The sequence below is a fragment of the Halorientalis pallida genome, assembly GCF_004118325.1.
GTDB classification, from domain to species: Archaea; Halobacteriota; Halobacteria; order Halobacteriales; family Haloarculaceae; genus Halorientalis; species Halorientalis pallida.
This window is the reverse complement of sequence record NZ_RDFA01000001.1, coordinates 560326-579196: the sequence shown is the minus strand read 5'-3', so window position 1 is coordinate 579196 and position 18871 is coordinate 560326. Positions and strand designations below refer to the sequence as shown.

At 67.6% G+C, this 18871-nt stretch carries 21 protein-coding genes; 13 read left to right on the top strand and 8 right to left on the bottom strand.

Annotated elements, in window-relative coordinates; all coding sequences use genetic code 11:
* Positions 1 to 27: 27 nt before the first annotated feature.
* Complete coding sequence (locus EAF64_RS03140; protein ID WP_129067504.1) at positions 28 to 783, bottom strand: SIMPL domain-containing protein; 756 nt, start codon at positions 781 to 783, stop codon at positions 28 to 30.
* Between the two features lie 105 nt (positions 784 to 888).
* On the opposite strand from EAF64_RS03140, the gene EAF64_RS03135 reads away from it, so the two are divergent.
* On the top strand, positions 889 to 1542 hold the full coding sequence (locus EAF64_RS03135) for an HAD family hydrolase (protein WP_129067503.1): 654 nt from the start codon (positions 889 to 891) through the stop codon (positions 1540 to 1542).
* Between the two features lies 1 nt (position 1543).
* On the opposite strand, the gene EAF64_RS03130 is transcribed toward EAF64_RS03135, so the two are convergent.
* Positions 1544 to 1924, bottom strand: coding sequence for a hypothetical protein (locus EAF64_RS03130; RefSeq protein ID WP_129067502.1), 381 nt, complete (start codon positions 1922 to 1924; stop codon positions 1544 to 1546).
* The gene (locus EAF64_RS03125) at positions 1925 to 2365 is read right to left on the bottom strand and encodes a DUF2240 family protein (RefSeq protein ID WP_129067501.1); all 441 of its coding nucleotides are present in this window, start codon (positions 2363 to 2365) and stop codon (positions 1925 to 1927) included. It lies immediately after the preceding gene.
* Between the two features lie 89 nt (positions 2366 to 2454).
* Between EAF64_RS03125 and EAF64_RS03120 the strand changes: the two genes are divergently transcribed.
* Together EAF64_RS03120 and EAF64_RS03115 are read left to right on the top strand one after the other, a co-directional pair.
* Positions 2455 to 3414: a halo transducer protein gene (locus EAF64_RS03120; RefSeq protein ID WP_129067500.1), complete on the top strand. Its 960-nt coding sequence runs from the start codon at positions 2455 to 2457 to the stop codon at positions 3412 to 3414.
* Between the two features lie 62 nt (positions 3415 to 3476).
* Positions 3477 to 3848, top strand: a complete 372-nt coding sequence (locus EAF64_RS03115; RefSeq protein ID WP_129067499.1) for a 30S ribosomal protein S8e — start codon at positions 3477 to 3479, stop codon at positions 3846 to 3848.
* A gap of 12 nt (positions 3849 to 3860) precedes the next feature.
* On the opposite strand, the gene EAF64_RS03110 is transcribed toward EAF64_RS03115, so the two are convergent.
* Positions 3861 to 4856: a phosphate uptake regulator PhoU gene (locus EAF64_RS03110; RefSeq protein ID WP_129067498.1), complete on the bottom strand. Its 996-nt coding sequence runs from the start codon at positions 4854 to 4856 to the stop codon at positions 3861 to 3863.
* Positions 4857 to 5177: 321 nt separating this feature from the next.
* Here EAF64_RS03110 and EAF64_RS03105 point away from each other — a divergent pair, with 321 nt between their 5' ends.
* From EAF64_RS03105 to phoU (EAF64_RS03080), 6 genes are all read left to right on the top strand, one after another.
* Entirely contained in the window at positions 5178 to 6236 is a 1059-nt protein-coding gene (locus tag EAF64_RS03105; protein WP_129067497.1) for a substrate-binding domain-containing protein, read from the top strand.
* Positions 6237 to 6330: 94 nt separating this feature from the next.
* Positions 6331 to 7452 (top strand): phosphate ABC transporter permease subunit PstC, encoded by a 1122-nt coding sequence (gene pstC, locus EAF64_RS03100; RefSeq protein ID WP_129067496.1) that lies wholly within the window; start codon positions 6331 to 6333, stop codon positions 7450 to 7452.
* Positions 7449 to 10106 carry a phosphate ABC transporter permease PstA gene (pstA, locus tag EAF64_RS03095; protein WP_129067495.1) on the top strand — a complete coding sequence of 886 codons (2658 nt, stop codon included), beginning with the start codon at positions 7449 to 7451 and terminating at the stop codon, positions 10104 to 10106. Before pstC ends, pstA begins: the two co-directional genes overlap by 4 nt.
* Positions 10099 to 11064 (top strand): phosphate ABC transporter ATP-binding protein PstB, encoded by a 966-nt coding sequence (gene pstB / locus EAF64_RS03090; RefSeq protein WP_129067494.1) that lies wholly within the window; start codon positions 10099 to 10101, stop codon positions 11062 to 11064. Before pstA ends, pstB begins: the two co-directional genes overlap by 8 nt.
* A 3-nt stretch (positions 11065 to 11067) precedes the next feature.
* Positions 11068 to 11736, top strand: a complete 669-nt coding sequence (gene phoU / locus EAF64_RS03085) for a phosphate signaling complex protein PhoU (RefSeq protein WP_129067493.1) — start codon at positions 11068 to 11070, stop codon at positions 11734 to 11736.
* 189 nt (positions 11737 to 11925) lie between these two features.
* The gene (phoU, locus tag EAF64_RS03080) at positions 11926 to 12612 is read left to right on the top strand and encodes a phosphate signaling complex protein PhoU (RefSeq protein ID WP_129067492.1); all 687 of its coding nucleotides are present in this window, start codon (positions 11926 to 11928) and stop codon (positions 12610 to 12612) included.
* A gap of 134 nt (positions 12613 to 12746) precedes the next feature.
* On the opposite strand, the gene radB is transcribed toward phoU (EAF64_RS03080), so the two are convergent.
* Genes radB through EAF64_RS03065 form a run of 3 tightly spaced genes read right to left on the bottom strand, consistent with a single transcriptional unit; the run spans position 12747 to position 14799 of the window.
* The gene (gene radB / locus EAF64_RS03075) at positions 12747 to 13538 is read right to left on the bottom strand and encodes a DNA repair and recombination protein RadB (RefSeq protein WP_129067491.1); all 792 of its coding nucleotides are present in this window, start codon (positions 13536 to 13538) and stop codon (positions 12747 to 12749) included.
* Positions 13486 to 14343, bottom strand: coding sequence for a hypothetical protein (locus EAF64_RS03070; protein WP_129067490.1), 858 nt, complete (start codon positions 14341 to 14343; stop codon positions 13486 to 13488). The genes radB and EAF64_RS03070 overlap by 53 nt, the downstream gene beginning before the upstream one ends.
* A 48-nt stretch (positions 14344 to 14391) precedes the next feature.
* Entirely contained in the window at positions 14392 to 14799 is a 408-nt protein-coding gene (locus EAF64_RS03065) for a hypothetical protein (protein ID WP_129067489.1), read from the bottom strand.
* Positions 14800 to 14874: 75 nt separating this feature from the next.
* Here EAF64_RS03065 and EAF64_RS03060 point away from each other — a divergent pair, with 75 nt between their 5' ends.
* Positions 14875 to 15621: a hypothetical protein gene (locus tag EAF64_RS03060; protein ID WP_129067488.1), complete on the top strand. Its 747-nt coding sequence runs from the start codon at positions 14875 to 14877 to the stop codon at positions 15619 to 15621.
* Here the strand turns inward: EAF64_RS03060 and larC are convergent.
* Positions 15618 to 16994, bottom strand: coding sequence for a nickel pincer cofactor biosynthesis protein LarC (gene larC / locus EAF64_RS03055; RefSeq protein ID WP_129067487.1), 1377 nt, complete (start codon positions 16992 to 16994; stop codon positions 15618 to 15620). The two genes, EAF64_RS03060 and larC, sit on opposite strands and share 4 nt — an antisense overlap.
* A 147-nt stretch (positions 16995 to 17141) precedes the next feature.
* Here larC and EAF64_RS03050 point away from each other — a divergent pair, with 147 nt between their 5' ends.
* The 3 genes from EAF64_RS03050 (at position 17142) to EAF64_RS03045 (ending at position 18865) form a co-directional block, all read left to right on the top strand.
* On the top strand, positions 17142 to 17390 hold the full coding sequence (locus EAF64_RS03050; RefSeq protein ID WP_129067486.1) for a hypothetical protein: 249 nt from the start codon (positions 17142 to 17144) through the stop codon (positions 17388 to 17390).
* A 69-nt stretch (positions 17391 to 17459) separates the two neighbouring features.
* A complete protein-coding gene (locus EAF64_RS20760; protein ID WP_193767553.1) occupies positions 17460 to 17603 on the top strand; it encodes a hypothetical protein in 144 nt (47 codons plus the stop codon).
* A gap of 32 nt (positions 17604 to 17635) precedes the next feature.
* Positions 17636 to 18865 (top strand): MFS transporter, encoded by a 1230-nt coding sequence (locus EAF64_RS03045; RefSeq protein ID WP_129067485.1) that lies wholly within the window; start codon positions 17636 to 17638, stop codon positions 18863 to 18865.
* The last annotated feature ends 6 nt before the right edge of the window (positions 18866 to 18871 follow it).

Sequence of the window (18871 nt, the reverse complement as noted above, 5' to 3'; positions counted from 1 at the left end):
AGCGAAGCGAGCGGGGGTACAGCAGCGCTACGCGCTGCTGGCGTTGTAGACGACGCGCACGCTCGTCTCGACCGATACGTCGCCCGTCTCGATAGTCGTGCCGCCGCTGGCCGACTGTCTGGCGGTGTCCTCGTAAGCGACGGGGCGGTAGTTCGTGCCCGTCGCGTCGATGCTGGCGACGCCAGTTACCGACAGCGAACCAGCGCTGGCGAGCGTGTCGGCCTGGCCGCGGGCGTCGCTCATCGCGTTTTCGAGCGCCTGGTTCCGGAGGTCCGCGCGGGTGTCCTCGGCCAGCGTGAACTGGACGGACTCGACTTCCGCCCCCGCGCCAGCCGCCGCGTCGACGACTGGGCCCGCACGGTCGGTGTCGGAAAGCGTCACCTCGAAGGTGTGGACGCCGCGCAGGTCGGGGCCGGTCTCGCCGCCCTCGCTCCCCGGCGGCACGCGTCGTGGCGGCTCTTCGATGCTGTAGCCGGCGGTCTCGATGCTATCGTCGGCGACGCCGGCCTCGGAGAGCGCGCTCCGCAGGTCGCTGGCACCGCTGGCGAGTTCCGACCGGATCGCGGCCGGGTCGTCACCCTCGGCGGTCACGGCGAAGCGGAGGACGGCCTGATCCGGCTGGGCGCTGGCCGACCCCTCGCCCGAGACGGTGATGCTCTGATCGCCGGTGTCGGCGGCCTGTGCTGGTTGTGTGCCGGTGCCACCCATCGCGAGGACTGTGCCCGCCGCGCCGACCGTCAGGACGACGGCGGCGGCGAGCGCCAGGGCGATCGTCTTTCGCATGCACCTGTCCGTTGGTCGGACCGCTATGAATACTCGCCGTAGAGTCAAACGCCGGTTTGAGTCTTGGGGAACACTCAAACCCGACGGGCCGCTACGGAGGAGCGAATGCCGTCGTTCGACGCCGTCGTGTTCGATCTGGACTACACGCTGGCGGTCACCGACCGCGACCGTCAGACGTTGCTCGACGACGCCACCGACCGGGCCGACACCCACGCCATCGAGCGGGCGGACTACCTCGACGCCCACGGCGAGGTCGCCGCCACGGAGACCCGCGCGCCCATCTTCGAGCGACTGCTGAGCGACGACACCGACCCCGAGGACGTGGCGACGGCCTACCGGCTGGCCGTCGAGGACGCCCTCGAACCCGTCGCAGGCGTTCCCGACCTGCTCGCGGATCTGCGCGAGTCCTACCGGGTAGGTCTCCTGACCGACGGGCCGCTGGTCGCCCAGCGGGGCAAACTCCAGACGCTGGACTGGGCCACTCTGTTCGACGCCGTGGTGATCTCCGGATCGCTCCCGACCGGCAAGCCCGACGAGCGGGCGTTCGCGGCGATCTGTGACGAACTGGGCGTCGACCCCGCCGCGACGATCTACGTCGGCGACCGCCCCGAAGTGGACGTGCAGGGTGCGGCCGACGCCGGCCTCGCCACCGTCCAGGTCCGCTATCCCGGCGGTCCCGAGCGACACGCGGCGGCCGACGCCGCAGTCGACCGCGAGGAACTGGTCGCACGCCTCCCCGACATTCTCGCGACGCTCTGACTCAGGACTCGGCGTCGGCGGCCGCGACGAGCACGTCCACGGCCGCCTTCACCGCCGCCCCGGACTCGACGAACACGAGCGTCCGCGGCGGCTCGACTGCCTTCGGTCGTACCCGGAGGTCGGCGTCGGCGGCCGCCGCCGCGCCGGCGTCGACACCGGTCCGCAGCTCCAGGTAGGCCCGCTCGGGCTGGACCGCCACGTCGGCCACGCGCTCGTCGTCGCGGTCGACGCCGTAGGCGAAAGCACCGTCGGCGGTCGGCTCCACGTCCGGATCGGCCTCGACGACCGCCATCGCGGCGAGTGGGCCGGTCTCCCGGCCCGTGATCTCCGAGGACAGTAGCTGTGCGATCCGTTTGCCGTCCGTAATCGTATCCTCGACCATTCAGAGTTCACCCAGTGCACGCTCGGCGGCGTCTTCCACGTCCAGGCCCTCCCGTCTGGCGTAGACCACGGCGGCGGCCTCGACGGTCACGCCGAGGTCGGCCTGCAGGGAGTTGATCTCCGCGACGGCGGCCTGCTTCTCGGTGCCGGCCTCCACCAGCGCGTCGAGGATACGCTCGAACGTCGAGCGCTGCTGGAGGATCGACTCGTCGGGGACGAACCCCTCGGGCACCACGACGCCGTCGGGATCGAACTCGACTTCGACCTCGCCCGCGTCGCGGGTCACCAGCCCCTCGCCGGCGGCCACGTCGAGCAGGCGCTTGGCCTGGTCGGGCGTGAACCAGTCCCGATCCAGCGAGAGAGCGACGACGAACTCGCTTTCCCCCATCGCGGTCGTGCCCTGCTGGCGGAAGGGGGCGGCGACGGCCGTCCGGAGACTCATCGTCACTTCCGCCGACCGGGACGGTCCTAAACCCATCGGAACCCGTGTCGACGGAAACGCTAATCGGCCTCCCGATACAGCACTCGCACATGGAACAGGACGACGATGCGTCAGGAGACGTGACAGGGCTGTCACTGGCGGAGGCCGCCGAACGGATCGCGGCCCGCGACGACCGCCCGGACGAGGCGACGGTCCGGACGGTACTCGCGGAGGTCGCCATCGACCGCATCGTCTCCGAGGATATGATCACGGAACTCGAATCCGACACCTCGCTGGCCGTCTCGAACGCCGAGAATCGCGCCGAGTTCGCGGCCATGCGGGTCGACGAGGTCGAAGCGGCCGCTGCGGACGCTCCCGATCTCGAAACCATCCGAGCGCGGCTGGAGGGGTTCGGGGCCCGCGCCGAGTCCGTCGAGACGCGGGCGCGGGACCTGGCCGACCGTCTCCACGAACTGATCCACCGACGCGAGTACAGCGACTCGGTCTTCGAGTACGTCCGCGACCTTCGCGACCTCGGGCAGGAGGCCGACACGCTCCACGGGGACGCACAGCAACTCGCGAGCGACGCGGACGAGTTCGAGCGCTGGCTCGACGGCCACGCGACCCGCGTCGCCGGACTGTCGGCCGACGTGAACGCGATCAGCGCCGCCTTCGACGACCTCGAAGCCGCCGCCGACCGCCTCGAAGCCCCCGCGGTGATCGGCGCGGACGAACCCGATCCGGCCACCCAGTGGTTCGCAGTGACCCAGCGACAGCGCGTGAACGAACTCGTCCTCGCGGACGCCCGCACCGAGCTGGCCGACGTTCGGACCTGGGCCGACCGCGAGGGTGAGGACACGGCCGAACTCGACGAGATCGCCGACCGGCTGGACGCTCTCGAATCCCGTCGGGAACGGCTCGGTGAACGTCTGGAGGACCTGGCGCGGCCCGCGTGGCGCGACCAGTACGGCGACGCTGTGTCGGCGGTCGAGACCACGCTCGCCGAGTTCGAACCGCCCGTCGACTTCGGAGCCGTCCAGGCCGCGCTCGACGACCACGGGTCCGAGTAATCGCTCTCCCCGCGACGTGGGCGAGTCGAGAGGTTCAAGTGGTCGCCTGCGAATCCTCGGGTATGAAAGATCAGGGACGTTCGACGCGCAAGCGCACCGGCGGCCGACTGCGACCGAACCACAAGAAGAAAAAGCACGAACTCGGCGACGAGCCGACCGAGACACAGGTCGGTGACGCGAAGCTGAAGTTCGTCGACAAGCGCGGCAACACCAAGAAGATCCGTGCCATCGAGGCCGACACCGCGAGCGTCGCCACCGACGACGAAGTCGTCGCCGCCGAGATCGAGAACGTCGAGGCCAACGACGCCAACCCCAACTACGCACGACGGAACATCATCACCAAAGGTGCGATCCTCGAAACGAGCGAGGGCCGCGTTCGCGTCACCTCCCGCCCCGGCCAAGACGGCCAGGTCAACGGCGTTCTCGTCGAGTAAGCCTTCTCCTTTTCAGGGCCGCGGTGCTGCCTTCTGCAGCGCACTCTCGGCGATGTTGCCCCCGTAGTCGGCGGTCCGCGAGAGCGAGTCGACGACCAGCCCCAGGACCTGGGCGGTCTGTGAGTCCATCTGGTGGATGAGGTCGTCGATCTCCCGGGCGCTGTCGTCGATGGGGCGGATGCGCGAGCGGGCCTCCGTGGCCAGCCGGGTGGCCTCGTCGGAGTCGTCCTCCAGCAGGGCGTCCATCGCCGTCTCGGGCACCGCCAGCGCCTCCTCGCGGAGTTCGTGCAGCCCGTCGCCGATGTCCTCGGGCACGTCCCCGACCTCCAGGGTCAGTCGGGCGATCTTCGAGGCGTGGTCCGCGATCCGCTCCAACTGGCGAGCGCTGGACTGGTAGTCGAAACAGGTCTCCCGCGGGAGGCCGATCTGGGACGCCGCCGTCGGATCGCGCAGGACCGAGCGGAAGACCCGCGAGATCATGTACCAGAGCCGGTCCACGTCGTCGTCGCGCTCGCGTACGTCGTGTGCGAGGTCGTCGTCGTTCTCCACCAGGGCATCGACCGCGTCCGACAGCATTGTGAGTGCAACCAACCGCATCCGCGTGATGGCGTTGTGCACCGACAGCTCCGAGGAGTCGAGCAGGTCCTGCAACACGACCCGCTCGCTGGTCTCCTCGATCACTTCCAGCCCGACCAGTCCCTGCGTGGCCTGGCGGACGGTCCGACGCTGCTGGGCACTGACCCGAGGCGTCTCCAGCGTGATGATGTCGAAGCCGCTGACGTACATCGTCATGACGGCGCGCGTGAGCTGGTCGCCCTCCAGCCCGCTCACGTCGAGGGTCCCCTCCGTGCGCTCTTCGCCTTGCTTCGGCGAGAGGAGGAGGGAGTCGTCCTCGGCGTGGAACTCGACCACACTGCCCGCGCTCACGTCGTTCTCGGTCGCCCAGTCTTTCGGGAGCGACACGGTGTACGTCGACCCGCCCGTGACCTGCACCTTGCGCGTCTCCATACCGACCTTTCCGACTTCTCCCCAATAAATCAATCTATGTCTATATATGGTACTCCGAATAATCCCTATATACGCTGTGAGTACTTTGTCGGCCGATCTGGAACGTCTCTCGACACCGGAACCCCCAGTTTCGCGTGTCACGTTTGACCGATGCCGCTACCCGCCCCGGTAGTCGCCGGCACCGAACGCGCGGATAGAGCAGTTCTACCCGGTGAGTAGCGGTCGGTAGGCGCATAGCAATACGTATATCTATATAGATAATAGATTCAGGGGTAAAGGTAATAGTAGGGTATTTATTCATCTGTCTATCCGTATTTGTTGATGACGCACGAATCAGACTCTGGCCTTTCGCGCCGGAAGTTCGTGGCCGCAGCGGGAACTGGGATCGCAGGGACAGCACTCGCCGGTTGTATCGGCGGTGGCGACGGCAGCGGGAGCGACGGCCCGGGGACGCTGACCTCCGGTGGGTCCTCGACCGTCTACCCGATCATGAACACCGCGGCGTCGTACTGGCAGGGCAACCGCCCGGCCGACGACACGGAGTACTGGCCGTACGCCGATTACAACATCAGCACGGACAAGAACCTGTCCGATTACTGGGCCGGTCTGTACGGCTTCGAGCCTGCCTCGGAGGGCCAGCCACCGTTCCCCTTCACCGTCGGTCTCTCCCACTCCGGGACGGGCGTCGAGAAGGTCAAGAACGGCCAGTACGATATCGGGAACTCCTCGGGGAACGTCGAGGACGAGCTCCCCGACCGCGACTCCTACGAGAAGTTCATCGACCACGTGGTCGGCGTCGACGGCCAGCCGCTCGTCGTCTCCCAGGAGATCGCCGACGCAGGCGTCTCCGGCATCACCGGTCAGCAGCTCAAGGACATGTACAAGGGTCGACTCACCAACTGGAGCGAACTCGGTGGGCCGAACCGCGAAATCCAGGTGCTCGGCCGCGTCAAGGGGTCGGGAACCCGTACTTCCTTCGTGAGCAACGTCTTCGACGACCCCGAGGCCGACACCACGGTCGCCAACCGGTACGGTCAGAACCAGCAGCTCGCTTCGGCCGTCGCACAGGCCGACAACGCGATCAGCTACCTGGCGCTCGCGTTCATCGACACCGACGGGCTCTCGCCCATCTCGCTGGAGTGGGAAGGCACGACCTACTCCTATCAGGACGATCAGAACGGGCTGGACTCGACGGAATACCCACTCTCGCGTGACCTGCACTGTTACACGTGGGACGGCACTTCCAAGCAGGAGGCCGCAGTCATCAACATGGTCCTGCACGACTTCGGGCAGGACACCTTCGTCGGCCCGAACAACTACTTCAAGCTCGGAGCCCGCCGGCAGAAGGAACAGAAGAACAAGCTCCCGTCGCAGTCCTGACGTAGTCTCGTCGTTTTTTGAAGCGGCGTTGGGCCGAATCGATAGAGTTAGAAAACAGTTAGCGAATACAGCAAGACATACGGTGGTACACTGAATGCTCAGCGCAGTCACGGCGGACGTACAGGAAGCGATACTCGGAGAGGACCCGACAGAAGGAGCGCTCCGTACGGTTGGCCTGTCGGTCCTCCTTCTGGTGGGGACTATCCTCTGTGTCCTGGTCGCACCAGGGTTCGCGCTTCCGGTACTCGCCGCGTTCGTCGCCGCGAGCGCGTACGGGTGGACGACCCATCAGGCCGAGATGGCCCGACTGCTGACACTCGTCGCGACCGTACTGACGGTGTTGACGGTGACGTTCATCACCGTCTACCTGTTCCTGAGTGCGGCACCGGCGTTCGCGGCACACGGGCTCGATCTCCTGACGATCCCGATCGTGAACGGTGAGCCACAGTGGTTCCTCTGGCTCGACTTCCTTCTGCCCGCTGCTGATTCGATCTGGAACCCCCGGGCGGGCGTGTACTCGCTGGTCCCACTGATCTGGGCGACGATCATCGTGACGACCATCGCGGGTCTCATCGCGGGGCCGCTGGGCGTCATGGGTGCGCTGTTCATCTCGGAAGTCGCCAGTGACCGGCTCCGGGAGATCATCAAACCGGGGATCGAGATTCTGGCCGGGATTCCGTCCATCGTCTTCGGGTTCATCGGTTTCATCGTCCTGAACGGATTCATCCAGAAATCGTTCCTCGACGACGGGGCAAGCTATCTGATCGCCGGCCTCGTCGTCGGGGTCATGGCATTGCCGACCGTCGTCTCCGTTGCGGAAGACGCACTGGCGAGCGTCCCGAATTCGATGAGCGACGGCGCCGCTGCCATGGGCGCGACTCGCTGGCAGACGATGAAGAGCATCTCGGTGCCGGCGGCCTCCTCGGGCATCTCGGCGGCGATCATTCTCGGCCTGGGTCGGGCCATCGGTGAGACGATGGCCGTCGCGGCGATTCTGGGTGCCGTCGTCCAGCCGACGGTCCCGCTGTTCGACATGTTCGACGCGAGTTCGACGCTGACGAGCGCCATCGCGCACAACTACGGGAGTGCATCGGCCAGCACGGTCGACGTGTTGTTCGTCGCTGGTGTGTTACTGTTCGTCATCGTCGCGGGAATGAGCGTCGTCTCACAGTACATCGAACGACGCATCAGCGAACAAATGCAGGGTCAACAATGAGCGAAGGGTACGCACGCGAAAACGAGCTCGTCAGCGTCGAGTCGAACGTCTACGACCGGGCGATGGACGTGGGCATCGCGCTCAGTATCGTCACGTTCGTCGTCGGGATGCTCACGTTCGCCGATGCCGTTCCGCTCGGGGCCACCGGCACGGAACTGATCAACTTCTTTGGCCTCCTCCTCGCGGCCACCGCAGGTGGAGTCGGTATCGTCGCCGTGTTCTCTTACGCGAACGTGGTGCCGGTCACGTCCCAGCGGGTCCGGGGTGTCGCCTTCGGCCTGCTCGTGGGCCTCGTCGGGTTGACCGTCGCGGCCGTCGCCCTCCCGGTTTCGCTGGCGACGATGCTCGGGCTAATCCTGCTCGTCGAGGCCGGCCTCCTGGCCGCCGGGGGCGTGGCCTCGCGGCTCGAACTCGTCGACACGGACCCGAGCCGAACCGCGGGGTTGCTCGCGGGGCTGGCGTTCGGTGTCATCGGGGCGATCACCGGCGCGGTCATCGTCGGTTCCCTTCCCGGCGTCCCCTCGGCCGTCGTTGGCGTTCCGTTGTGGCTGTTGGGCGCCGTCGCGCTCGGAGTCGGCTTCGGCGCGCTGACGATCGGACCGCGCGAGGATCTGGGATCCACGCTGCCACCAGCGCTGATTCTCGGCGTCTTCGGTGCGACTATCGCGACGGCCGCCATCGGTGTCGGCTGGCAGTGGGCTCCCGAGAACCTCAGTGGGGGTTTCACTGGCGGGTCGATCATTCCGTTGTTCGTGTTGTTCGGCTCGCTGCTGACCAGTTGGTCGGCGGCGAAATGCCGCGCCGACTTCGGGGCCAGGGGTCGACAGTACGGGGCCTTCTTCGTCATCAACCTCAACGCGTTCCTGATGGTCGCGGTGATGGTCGCAATCGTGACCTACGTCACGGTGAAAGGCGTCAGCTGGGCGTTCCACGGATTCACCATCGGCGCACTTTCGTTGCTCGTGGTCCTCACACCGCCGCTCGTGCTGACCATCCAATACGCACGGGCACCGGCAGGGACCGACGAGTGGCACACTGCCGCACGCCAGTTTTTCCGTGTAATTCCGCTCGCGGCCGTCGGTTCCCTCGCGACACTCCTGCTCGGGATCTTCGTCACCGGAACGACGTTCGAGGTGCCCTACCAGTACGCGATTCTGGTCGACCGAAGTACGGTCATGCTCGATACGGCCGTCAGTGTGACACCGTCGTTGCAGGTCGGGAACCTGCTGGTGATCGTCTCCGGGGCACTGCTGTTCACGTACTTCCTTCGACGGTACGGCAGTCTCCGGGACGTCGGGACCGAATACGAGCAACTCTCGTCCGTCCGACAGGGACTCCCGGCAGCCATCGGACTGTTGGGTCTGTTGAGCCTGGTCTACATCGGGATCGGGCCGGTGCTCGACGGCCTGCCCATCGGCATCGGGGTCGCCACGCTGGGGGCGGTCGCGGTGGCCGCTCTCGCACTCGCGCCCCTGGGCCCCCTCGTGACCGGCGAGGGGAGTCTCGCCGACCGCGCACACCGGAATTCGCAGTTGCTCAACGTCGGGCTCCTCGGTGGTGTCGCCCTGCTGACCGCAGTGGTGGTGTTCGAGTGGACGGCAGTCTCGAATCCGCGGCTCGGTCCCGTCGCACCCGTCGGTGTCGTCGCCGTGATCGCGGCACTCGCGTCGACCTGTGCCGCCGGGCTGGCTTCGAGGGCGAGACGTGCCACGGACGACACGCTCAGACACCGAATCCTGGGTGACCAGGTAACGCTCGGACTCGCGGCTGCCGCCGGGTACCTGACGCTGATCGGCCTCCACGTCGCCGCGACGAGCGAGGTACCGTTCGTGCTCGGACCGATCGAGATCGGAATTCAGGGATCGCTCTCGTGGCCGGCGGTGCTCCAGGGGGCGATCCCGCTCGGCGAGGCTCCGGGTGGTATCTACCCGGCCATCGTCGGGACCATCTGGATCGTCATCGGAGCATCGCTGTTCGCGGTCCCGCTCGGTCTCGGGGCGGCGGTGTTCCTCACAGAGTACGCGGAGCAGGGCCGGTTCACCGAAGTGGTCGAAACCGCGACGAACGCGCTCTGGAGCACACCCAGCATCGTGTTCGGGCTGTTCGGCGCGGCGTTCCTGATCCCCCGGCTCGGTGACAACCTGTCGCTGCTGGCCGCGCAACTGACGCTCTCGTTCATGTTGCTCCCGCTCGTGGTCATCACCAGCCGGGAGGCGATCAAGTCGGTCCCGGACGAGTACCGGGACGCCAGCGCAGCACTGGGTGTCGACAAGTGGAAGACGATCCGGAGCGTCGTCATTCCGGCGGCGATGCCGGGTGTCGTGACGGGCGTCATCCTCGGTGTCGGCCGTATCGCGGGCGAGACCGCGCCCCTCATCCTCGTCCTCGGATCGGAGATCAATGCGACGAACGCCATCGACGTGCTCGGTGGCTTCGCGTTCACCACGTCGCCACCGTTCGTCACGAACGACGCGCTGCTCACTAGTTCGGCCGCACTCCCGACGCAGGTGTGGGCGATCATCACCGCGGGGGTCAGTGGCTCCGCCTCGAAAGGCTGGGCCACCGCGTTTATGTTACTCGTGGTCGTCCTGTCGTTCTACGCCGTCGGGATCACTGCTCGGACCTACTTCAGGAGGAAGATCAACTATGAATAATCAGATCGGCGACACGGATACGGAGACGGACACGAACGTTAGCACCGACTCGGGTACCGACAGCGGACTCGGCGCGACCGCAGGAGTCGAAACCTCGACCACCACGACGGCCGGCGAGAGCGAAGAGCAGGTCCGCGACGAGTGGACCGACTACCGGTTCGACGGCCCCTCGAAACTCACCGTCGAGAACCTGGACGTCTGGTACGGCGACGATCACGCACTCAAAGACGTCTCGATGGAGATTCCCGAGAAGAGTGTCACCGCACTCATCGGTCCCTCGGGCTGTGGGAAGTCCACCTATCTCCGGTGTCTCAACCGCATGAACGACCGGATCAAGGCCGCTCGCATCGATGGCTCGGTCGAACTCGACGGGATGGAGATCTACGATCCCAACACGAACCTCGTGGAACTCCGCAAGCGCATCGGCATGGTGTTCCAGTCGCCCAACCCCTTCCCCAAGTCCATCCGGGACAACATCTCCTACGGACCGCGCAAACACGGCGAGATCAACAAGGGGCTGCTGGCGCGGTTGTTCGGCAACGACGACTCTGAAAAAGAGGCCGAACTCGTCGAACGGTCGCTGCGCCAGGCCGCGCTCTGGGACGAAGTGCAGGACCGCCTCGACGACAACGCGCTTGGCCTCTCCGGTGGACAACAGCAGCGTCTCTGTATCGCTCGCTGTCTCGCCGTCGACCCCGAGGTCATCCTCATGGACGAGCCGGCCTCGGCGCTCGACCCCATCGCCACCTCGAAGATCGAGGACCTGGTCACCGAACTGGCCAAGGACTACACCGTCGTCATCGTCACGCACAACATGCAGCAGGCGGCCCGGATCTCCGATCAGACCGCGGTCTTCCTCACTGGCGGTGAACTCGTCGAGTACGACGACACGGACAAGATCTTCGAGAATCCCGAGAGCCAGCGCGTCGAGGACTACATCACCGGCAAGTTCGGGTGACGGATGGCCCGCGACGAGTTCCAGCGCGAACTCGACGCGCTCCGGGACGAGGTGGTCCGGCTCGGTGAGGTCGTCTCGACCCGCCTCCGGAAATCCATCACTGCCCTCGACAGTCACGACGTGTCCGTGGCCGCCCGCATCGCCGACGCCGACTCCGAGATCAACGAGCGGTATCTCGACCTCGAACAGGACTGTATCGACCTCTTTGCCCTCCAGCAGCCCGTCGCGGGTGACCTTCGTTTCGTCGCCGCCTCGTTCAAGATCCTCACCGACCTCGAACGGATCGCCGACCTCGCCGCGAACCTCGCCGCGTACGTCGTCGGCGCCGAAGACGAGGTATTTCCCGACTTGGGGCTCACCGATCTCGCGACGACCGCCGTCGGCATGCTCGACGACGCGCTGGCCGCCTACGAGGACGGCGACCCCACACGCTGTAGTGCGATCGCCGACCGCGACGACGACCTCGATGGCCGCTGTGAGCGGGTCGCCCAGCAGGTGATCCGCTACCTCGTCGACCGCGACCCCGACGCGGATGAACTGGAACTGCTGCTCACCGAAGTCACACGTGTCCTCCTGACGATCCGTGACATCGAACGCATCGGCGACCACGCCGTCAACATCGCCGCGCGCACGCTGTACATGGCCGAGAACGACGACGCGCTGATCTACTAAATACGTCCCGGACGCTCGGCCGCAGGCCTCGCGTCCGGTGAACCGCGCTCGCTCCACTCGCGCGGATGCTGCTCTCCGACTACGACCGGTGTTTCCGGCAATCCGCCGTACCGACCTGTCCTATTGTCGACTATTGAGAGTATATAGACGAACGAAAGGCACTTTTGTGCAGGCAGTCACGGGGCCAATATGCCGCGTGAAGATTATCAACAGCAGTTGGCGGACCTCGAAGACGACGTGCTCTACATGAGCGAAGTCGTCCTCGAACGGTTCCGGATGGGACTGGACGCACTGGAACGGAAAGACGCGGACCTCGCTCGCGAGGTCATCGAGGGCGACCACGAGATCAACGAACTCTATCTGGATCTGGAACAGGACTGTATCGACCTCTTTGCCCTCCAACAGCCCGTCGCGGGCGACCTGCGCTTCATCGCCGCCTCGTTCAAGATCATCACCGACCTCGAACGGATCGGCGACCTCGCCACGAACCTCGGGGAGTACGCGCTGGAGGCCGAACGCGACGTGTTCCCCGACGTGGACATCCAGTCCATCGGCGACGAGACCCTGGACATGGTCGAGGACGCGATGGCCGCCTACGCCGCACAGGAGCCCGAGGACTGCTTCGAGATCGCCGAGCGCGACGACGACATCGACGCCCACTGCGAGGCCGCCTCGGAGACCGTCGTCCGCGACCTCATCGAGACCGAACTCGACGAGCGCGAGGGCATCGACGAAGACGACATCGAGACGTTCATGACCGAAGTCTCGCGGCTCCTGTTGACCATCCGGGATCTCGAACGCGTCGGCGACCACGCCGTCAACATCGCCGCCCGCACGCTGTACATGGTCGAGAACGACGACGCCCTCATTTACTAGCACCTTTTTTAACGGGGGCATCGCGCTCGCCTCTGACGAGCGCTCAACCCCCGCGAAAAAACGTGCGTGAAAAAAGCCGGACGCTCGGCTTCGCCTCGCGTCCGGTGAACCGCCTCGTGCGCGACGCGCAACCGCTACGGCACGTCCTCGACCGACTGCAGTCCCTCACCGGTGATCGTGAACTGCACCGAGTCGCCCGCGGGTTTGGCCTGGTGTTTCTCCAGCGTCGCCCGGCGGTTCCCGCCACGGAACCGCTCCAGCCGGAGGACGACGCCCGACCAGTGGGTCAGGGTGTGTCCGCCCAGCGGTCGCGCGCGGTCGCTGTCCGGATCGGTGAACACCTGATTTGTGATGACGACCGCCAGGTCGTGTTTGCGGGCCAACGAGAGCAGGTGTGTCACCTGCCTGGCGACGGTCCGGAGGGCGTCGCCGGCCTCCTCGTCCTCGGTGCGGCGGATGCGGTAGAAGCCGGTCGCCGAGTCGAGGACGATCAACTCCACCTGGTCGGCGAACTCCTCGGCGTCCCGGACGGCCTCGCCCTGCTGATCGAAGTCGAGTACGTCCGAGACGATGATTCGGGAGGCCAGGTCGTCTACGTCCGACGTGCGGGCGCTGGCCAGTTGTTCGAGCCGGTCGACGGAGATGCCCTCGGTGTCGATGAAGAGGGCCGACTCACCGCGGGCCGCGGTCTCGACGGCCGCCGAGAGCGCCAGGTTGGTCTTGCCGGCGGCTGGCGGCCCGTACAACTGCGTGACGACGCCGCGCTCGAAGCCGCCGCCCAGCAACTCGTCGACGGCCCCACAGCCAGTCGGGATCGGCTCGCTCACGACTGAGGCTTGTGCGGCACCGCCCAAAAACACTCCCACTCGTCGCTCAGGCCCGTGGCAGGGACTCCGCCAGCGCGTCGAGCAGTTCGTCCTCGTCATCGATCTCGTCGCGCCAGCAGCGGAAGTCGGGCTGCCACCATCCCGCTCGCCGGAGCACGATCGCGTCTTCGGTCACCGAAAACGACTCGAAGGCGTCCCACTCGTAGAGCCGCCGGTGAATGTAGTTGCTCCGCTCGACCCCGACCGGGTCGAGCCGATAGGAACGAGGCTGGCCCAGGCCCAAGAACGCACCGCCCACGACGAACGCCGGCCCACCGAGCCACGAGAGTCGGCCGAGACCGACGAACTCGCCACCCCAGAGCAACGCCATCCCGCCGACGTAACAGATCAAGCCGCCGACCTGGACTCGAGTCCGGAGCGGCTGAGGCCAGCCGGCCTTCCAGGTCGCCCGGACCGCGTCGCCGTCGACGACGGCCGTCGCGTATCGCGTCCGAGACATCGCGACGAGGGCCAGCCCCGTGACGATCCCGACCACCGACAGGCCGATTCCCGCGATCAAAGCGCCGTCGGTGCCCGACGCGTCGACACCGGCCGCGGCGACGCCGTACCCGATCGTACAGAGGCCCGCGACGACGCCGAGTCCCCTGACGAACCGTGACGCACCGAGTCGTTCGGCGATGCCGGGCATCCGGCCGACGGCGACCGTGACCGCGGCTGTGAGTGCGGTCACCGTCGCGAGCAGGCCGATGTATAGCCCACCCGCGCCGAGCGGTATTGCGACCGTCGCCGTGAACACGACGGCGGGCGAGACCAGGAGGGCGACGTACAGCCCGGCGACGAGGGCGAAGACCGTGTCCGGCCGGTCCGGAGACTGGAGGGCGGGCTGACGAACCGTCTCGTGCATATCCGTTCGTTCGATTGACACGGACAAATCCTTTGGGGAAGCCGTGCGCTACGCGGCTGACAGGTGCTGGGAGACGGCCTCACGCACGCGGTCGGGTTCCTCGGTGTCGGTCAGCGAGAACCGGACTGCGGGCCAGGGGCCGGACCGGTAGAGCGTCATCGCCTCGTCGCTGGCCTCGTACCCCTCGAAGTCGCTCCAGTCGTAGGTGCGGGTTCGGAGCCGGCCGCTGCGCCGAACGCCGCTCTCGGAGAGCCGGTAGCTATCGCGGTGGCCCAGCAACCAGCTCCCGAGCAACCAGACGCCGCCGACGAAGATGAGGTTCGTGAGTCCCGGCACGTCGACGACGAACGGACCGAGCGTTCCGACGACCGTCGCCAGCAGGGCCGGAATCCCGGTCAGGATCGTCACGCGGCGGCGCAGGGCGTCGGGCGGCCCGGCCTCGAACTCCACGTCCATGGGCGGGGATTCGGACCTCGCCCCAAAGCGGTTGCGGTTGGATGGGACTAAGACGCCCGCGTGCCAAATCGGGCTGTGATCGTCGTCGCCACCGCGGATTTCGAGGTGTACCACGGCGTGGTCAACGAGCTCCGCGACCGCGGCGTCCATTTCACTACCGTCGAACCCGACGAGGACCTGCCCGACCGCGCGTCGGTCGTCGTCACCGGTCCCGACGGCGACCTCGACGTGTCCGTGCCCGTCGTCGCCGCCGATCCCGACGACCCGCGACGGGCCGTCGAGGACGTGCTGGCCGTCCTCCGCGGCGGTGACGGCCGCACCGTGATCGGGATCGACCCCGGCGACCGGCCCGGCGTCGCGGTCACGGTCGGCGACTCGGTGGTCGCCGCCTTTCACGTCCCGGCCGCACAGACCGGCGACGTGGTGGCCGACGAGTGTGAGGACGCCGTCGATCCGCTGATCCGCATCGGCGACGGCGCGCGGCTGACCGGCGCGCGGATCATCGACGACCTGCCGGACGTGCCGGTCGAACTCGTCGACGAGACGGGGACGACGCCGTATCTGGGCACCGGCGCGCGCGGGATGGGCGACGTACTCGCGGCGGTCAACATCGCTCGCATCGAGGGCGAGGAAGTCGAGTCACGCGACGTCGAACCCACCGCCGGCGAACTCGAGCGGATCAAAGAACGGTCCCGCGAGCAGTCAGAGACCAACCGGGCCATCGACGAGGCCCTGGCCCGCCGGGTGGCCGTGGGAGAACTGACCGTCACGGAAGCACTGGCCGAACACCGCGGCGACGACGGCGGAGACGGCGACGGTTAGTTCTCTTCGCCGCCCTCGTCGCGAACGGTGTCCTCCGCGCGCCGCATCACGTCCCGGACTGGCAGGTCGGTCTCCTGGGCGACGGCCAGTGCATCGTCGTACTCGGCGCTCACGTCGTAGGTCGTTCCCTCGGCGTCGCTCGCGACTTTCACCGCCACGTCGTAGGTCTCGCCGTCCACCGTCACCGTCGTCGTCGTCACGTCCCGCGAGGCGACCCAGCGGTGACCCGCGCCGTGTTCCCGAACGCCCAGGGTCCCGGTCTCCTCGGCCAGTCGCCGGGCGACCCGATCCGCGTCCTCGGGCTTGACGATCACTTTCACCAGGTGGCCCGGCCGGGATTTCTTCATCGTCAGCGGGACGATGGACACGTCCCGTGCGCCGGCGTCGGCGAGGCGGTCCTGCAGGCCGCCCAGCACTTCCGGGGGTGCGTCGTCGAGGTTGGTCTCCAGCACGGTGATCTCGTCGCGCTGGAGGCCGCCGCCACCGTCACCGACGACCGCCCGGAGGACGTTGGGGTGGTCGGCGAAGTCGTAGCCGCCGGCCCCGTAACCCGAGGCGTCGACGCGGAGCGAGGGGAGGCGGTCGACGCCCTCGGCGACGTGTGCGAGGATGCTCGCGCCGGTCGGCGTGAGGAGTTCGACGTCGACCGGGCCGCCACGGAGCGCCCAGTCGGCCCGCTCGGCGATCTCGACGACGGCGGGGGTCGGGACGGGGTAGGTCCCGTGGCTCATCGCCACCTCGCCGCCGCCGGTCGACAGCGGCGTCGTCACGACCCGGTCCACGCCGAGGTCGTCCAGCAACAGGCAGGCGCCGACCACGTCCGCGATGGCGTCGTCGGCCCCGACCTCGTGGAAGTGCGTGTCCGCGAGGTCCGTGCCGTGGACGGCAGCCTCGGCCTCGCCGAGGATCTCGAAGATCGACCGCGCGTCGGCCGCGACGCGGGCGGGCAGGTCCAGTCCGTCGACGATCTCGACGACCTCCGCGTACGTGCGGTGTGGCCCGTGGCCCTCGGCGTGGGTGTGTTCACCCTCGCGGGTGTGAGCGTGTTCGTCGTTCCCGTCACCGTCTCCACCGTGGCCGTGTTCCGCATCCGGCGAGTGGTCGTGCGTGCCGTCGCCGGTGTGGTCGTGGTGGTCTTGGTCGTGACCGTGCTGGTCCTGATCAGCGCCGCTCTCCTCGTCGGTCAACAGCACGTCGACCGCGGTCGCGCTGATGCCGGTCTTCTCGACGGTCCGGAGCGCGTAGGTCACGTCGAGGGTCGGGGCCGTCTCGACGGGCGCGAGGGCGTCGCGGTCGGCACCGGCCGCGAGCAGTGCCCCCAGCAGCATGTCGCCGCTGGCCCCCATCCGGCCGTCGAACGCGAGTGTTCGCATACCCGTGCAACTGTCGCGGTCCCGGAAAACGATTCGGTCCCGCAGTCGCTGATTGGCTCGGGCAGGCCCCGGTATCCCACCCCTGGTAGGTACCCGTCAATATCGGGGGTCAATCTTACCCCTCCCAGAACCGGATGCTCGACTGTCATGTCGCCACCGATCCCGACCGACCCGACGCTGGTGGTCCCCTCGCTCGACCGGTCCGACGCCACGCTACCGGCCGTGTTGCTCGGATACGTCCTGCTGATGCTCCTGTTGCTCGCCCGCGGGGTGAAACGAAGCTGGTTGCGGGATCGAAACCCGAACGCGCACGGAGGTCGCGACGCGTCCGACGCCGACCCCGAGTCCGAACCCGACGACTCGCTCGCCGAGAGCCGTGAGGAGGCCTCGCCGTAACGTTGCCGACGCGAACGGGGAGCCACCCGGCGAAAGAGATTGACAACCAGACCGCCGGGACTGGGCGGTATGGCACCCGTCGATCCCGTGCTGTTCGTGCCCTCCCAGCCGGGCGGCCCGGAACTCCTGCTCCCAGTCATCACGCTCGCGTTCGGCCTCCTGATCGGCTACCTGTTCGGCCGGACCGACTGGCTTCCCGGGACGGAACCGTAACCCGGTAGACCCGGGCGTACCAACTCCGGCCGATGACGGACTCGTTGGGCACACGAGCGACACTGTGGGTCGTCGTCGCCGCGGCCACGCTGACCGTGATGGCCGGCGCGATTCTCGGCCCCGTCGTCCCGGCCATTCAGGACGGACTGGGTGTCTCCGAGTCGGCGGCCGGGCTCATCATCACGACCCACGGCGCGTTGATCGTCCTCGTGAGCCCCATCGCGGGCGCGCTCGTCGACCGGGTGGGTCCGCGGCGGCCGTTCGTCGCCGGCCTCCTGCTGTACGCCGCTGGCGGGAGCGCGGGGCTGGTGATCGACGCCTTCGGCCCCCTCCTGCTCTCTCGGGCGGTGCTGGGCGTCGGCGTGGCCTTCGTCTACACCGGGATCACCGTGCTGATCTACCAGCGATTCGAGGGCCAGCGGATGGACCGGGCGCTGGGCTTGCGCAGCGGAGCCAACAGCGCCGGCGCGGCCGTCTGGCCGCTGGTCGGCGGTGCGCTCGGCACCGTCTCCTGGCAACTCCCCTTCGGCGTCTACCTGATCGCGCTCCCGCTGGGCCTGCTCGCGGTGGCATTGATCCCCGAATCAGCCCGACCCGCCGCGGCCGATGGGGGGGCCGGGCGCGACGGCGGGACCCCGGCAGACGACGAACCGGACCGAAACGACGCCGCAGGTGGGGTGGCGGGCGTCCTCGCGGTCGTCCGGCGACGGCCCGCACTACTCGGGGTGTACCTGCTCTACTTCGGGGCGAACGCGCTCCTGTACAGCATCGTCGTGTTCTACCCGCAGTTGCTCGCGAGGATCGGGACGACCTCCTCGCTGTCGATCAGCCTGTACCTGGCGGCCAACGGCGCGGCCGGCGGGGTCTCGGCCGCGCTGTACGACCGGCTCGTCCAGCGAGTGGGCCGGCACGTCCTCGTGGTCGCGGCCTTCGCCCTGTGGCTCGGTGCGTTCGCGACTGCGACGGCCGCCGATTCGCCGCTCGCGGCCGTCCCGCCCGTCGTCGGGTTCGGCCTGGGTCTGGGGCTGGTCTTCCCCTCGGCCTTCGCCTGGATCGAGGCGCTCGCGCCGGTCGACCGGCAGGGCCAGTTCAGTTCGTACCTCGCCTCGGCGGGCTACGTCGGGCAGTTCCTCTCACCAGTCCTCTTCGGCACGCTGGTGCCGTTGTTCGGCGTCCGTGGCGTGTTCGGGGCCGCGGCTGTCGCCGCCGGTGGTGGCGTGCTCGTGCTCGTCGCTGGGCTCGCCGCTCGCCGGACTGCCTGAACTGGT

Bases quoted from the DNA above. Each gene is read 5' to 3' on its own strand.
- EAF64_RS03105 (WP_129067497.1), top strand. From the start codon at position 5,178: ATGACGCACGAATCAGACTCTGGCCTTTCGCGCCGGAAGTTCGTGGCC.
- EAF64_RS03050 (WP_129067486.1), top strand. From the start codon at position 17,142: ATGTCGCCACCGATCCCGACCGACCCGACGCTGGTGGTCCCCTCGCTC.
- EAF64_RS03110 (WP_129067498.1), bottom strand. From the start codon at position 4,856: ATGGAGACGCGCAAGGTGCAGGTCACGGGCGGGTCGACGTACACCGTG.
- phoU (WP_129067493.1), top strand. From the start codon at position 11,068: ATGGCCCGCGACGAGTTCCAGCGCGAACTCGACGCGCTCCGGGACGAG.
- EAF64_RS03130 (WP_129067502.1), bottom strand. From the start codon at position 1,924: ATGGTCGAGGATACGATTACGGACGGCAAACGGATCGCACAGCTACTG.
- EAF64_RS03115 (WP_129067499.1), top strand. From the start codon at position 3,477: ATGAAAGATCAGGGACGTTCGACGCGCAAGCGCACCGGCGGCCGACTG.
- EAF64_RS03120 (WP_129067500.1), top strand. From the start codon at position 2,455: ATGGAACAGGACGACGATGCGTCAGGAGACGTGACAGGGCTGTCACTG.
- pstB (WP_129067494.1), top strand. From the start codon at position 10,099: ATGAATAATCAGATCGGCGACACGGATACGGAGACGGACACGAACGTT.
- larC (WP_129067487.1), bottom strand. From the start codon at position 16,994: ATGCGAACACTCGCGTTCGACGGCCGGATGGGGGCCAGCGGCGACATG.
- EAF64_RS03065 (WP_129067489.1), bottom strand. From the start codon at position 14,799: ATGGACGTGGAGTTCGAGGCCGGGCCGCCCGACGCCCTGCGCCGCCGC.
- EAF64_RS03045 (WP_129067485.1), top strand. From the start codon at position 17,636: ATGACGGACTCGTTGGGCACACGAGCGACACTGTGGGTCGTCGTCGCC.
- EAF64_RS20760 (WP_193767553.1), top strand. From the start codon at position 17,460: ATGGCACCCGTCGATCCCGTGCTGTTCGTGCCCTCCCAGCCGGGCGGC.
- pstA (WP_129067495.1), top strand. From the start codon at position 7,449: ATGAGCGAAGGGTACGCACGCGAAAACGAGCTCGTCAGCGTCGAGTCG.
- pstC (WP_129067496.1), top strand. From the start codon at position 6,331: ATGCTCAGCGCAGTCACGGCGGACGTACAGGAAGCGATACTCGGAGAG.
- EAF64_RS03070 (WP_129067490.1), bottom strand. From the start codon at position 14,343: ATGCACGAGACGGTTCGTCAGCCCGCCCTCCAGTCTCCGGACCGGCCG.
- EAF64_RS03135 (WP_129067503.1), top strand. From the start codon at position 889: ATGCCGTCGTTCGACGCCGTCGTGTTCGATCTGGACTACACGCTGGCG.
- radB (WP_129067491.1), bottom strand. From the start codon at position 13,538: ATGACGAGGACGAACTGCTCGACGCGCTGGCGGAGTCCCTGCCACGGG.
- EAF64_RS03140 (WP_129067504.1), bottom strand. From the start codon at position 783: ATGCGAAAGACGATCGCCCTGGCGCTCGCCGCCGCCGTCGTCCTGACG.
- EAF64_RS03125 (WP_129067501.1), bottom strand. From the start codon at position 2,365: ATGAGTCTCCGGACGGCCGTCGCCGCCCCCTTCCGCCAGCAGGGCACG.
- phoU (WP_129067492.1), top strand. From the start codon at position 11,926: ATGCCGCGTGAAGATTATCAACAGCAGTTGGCGGACCTCGAAGACGAC.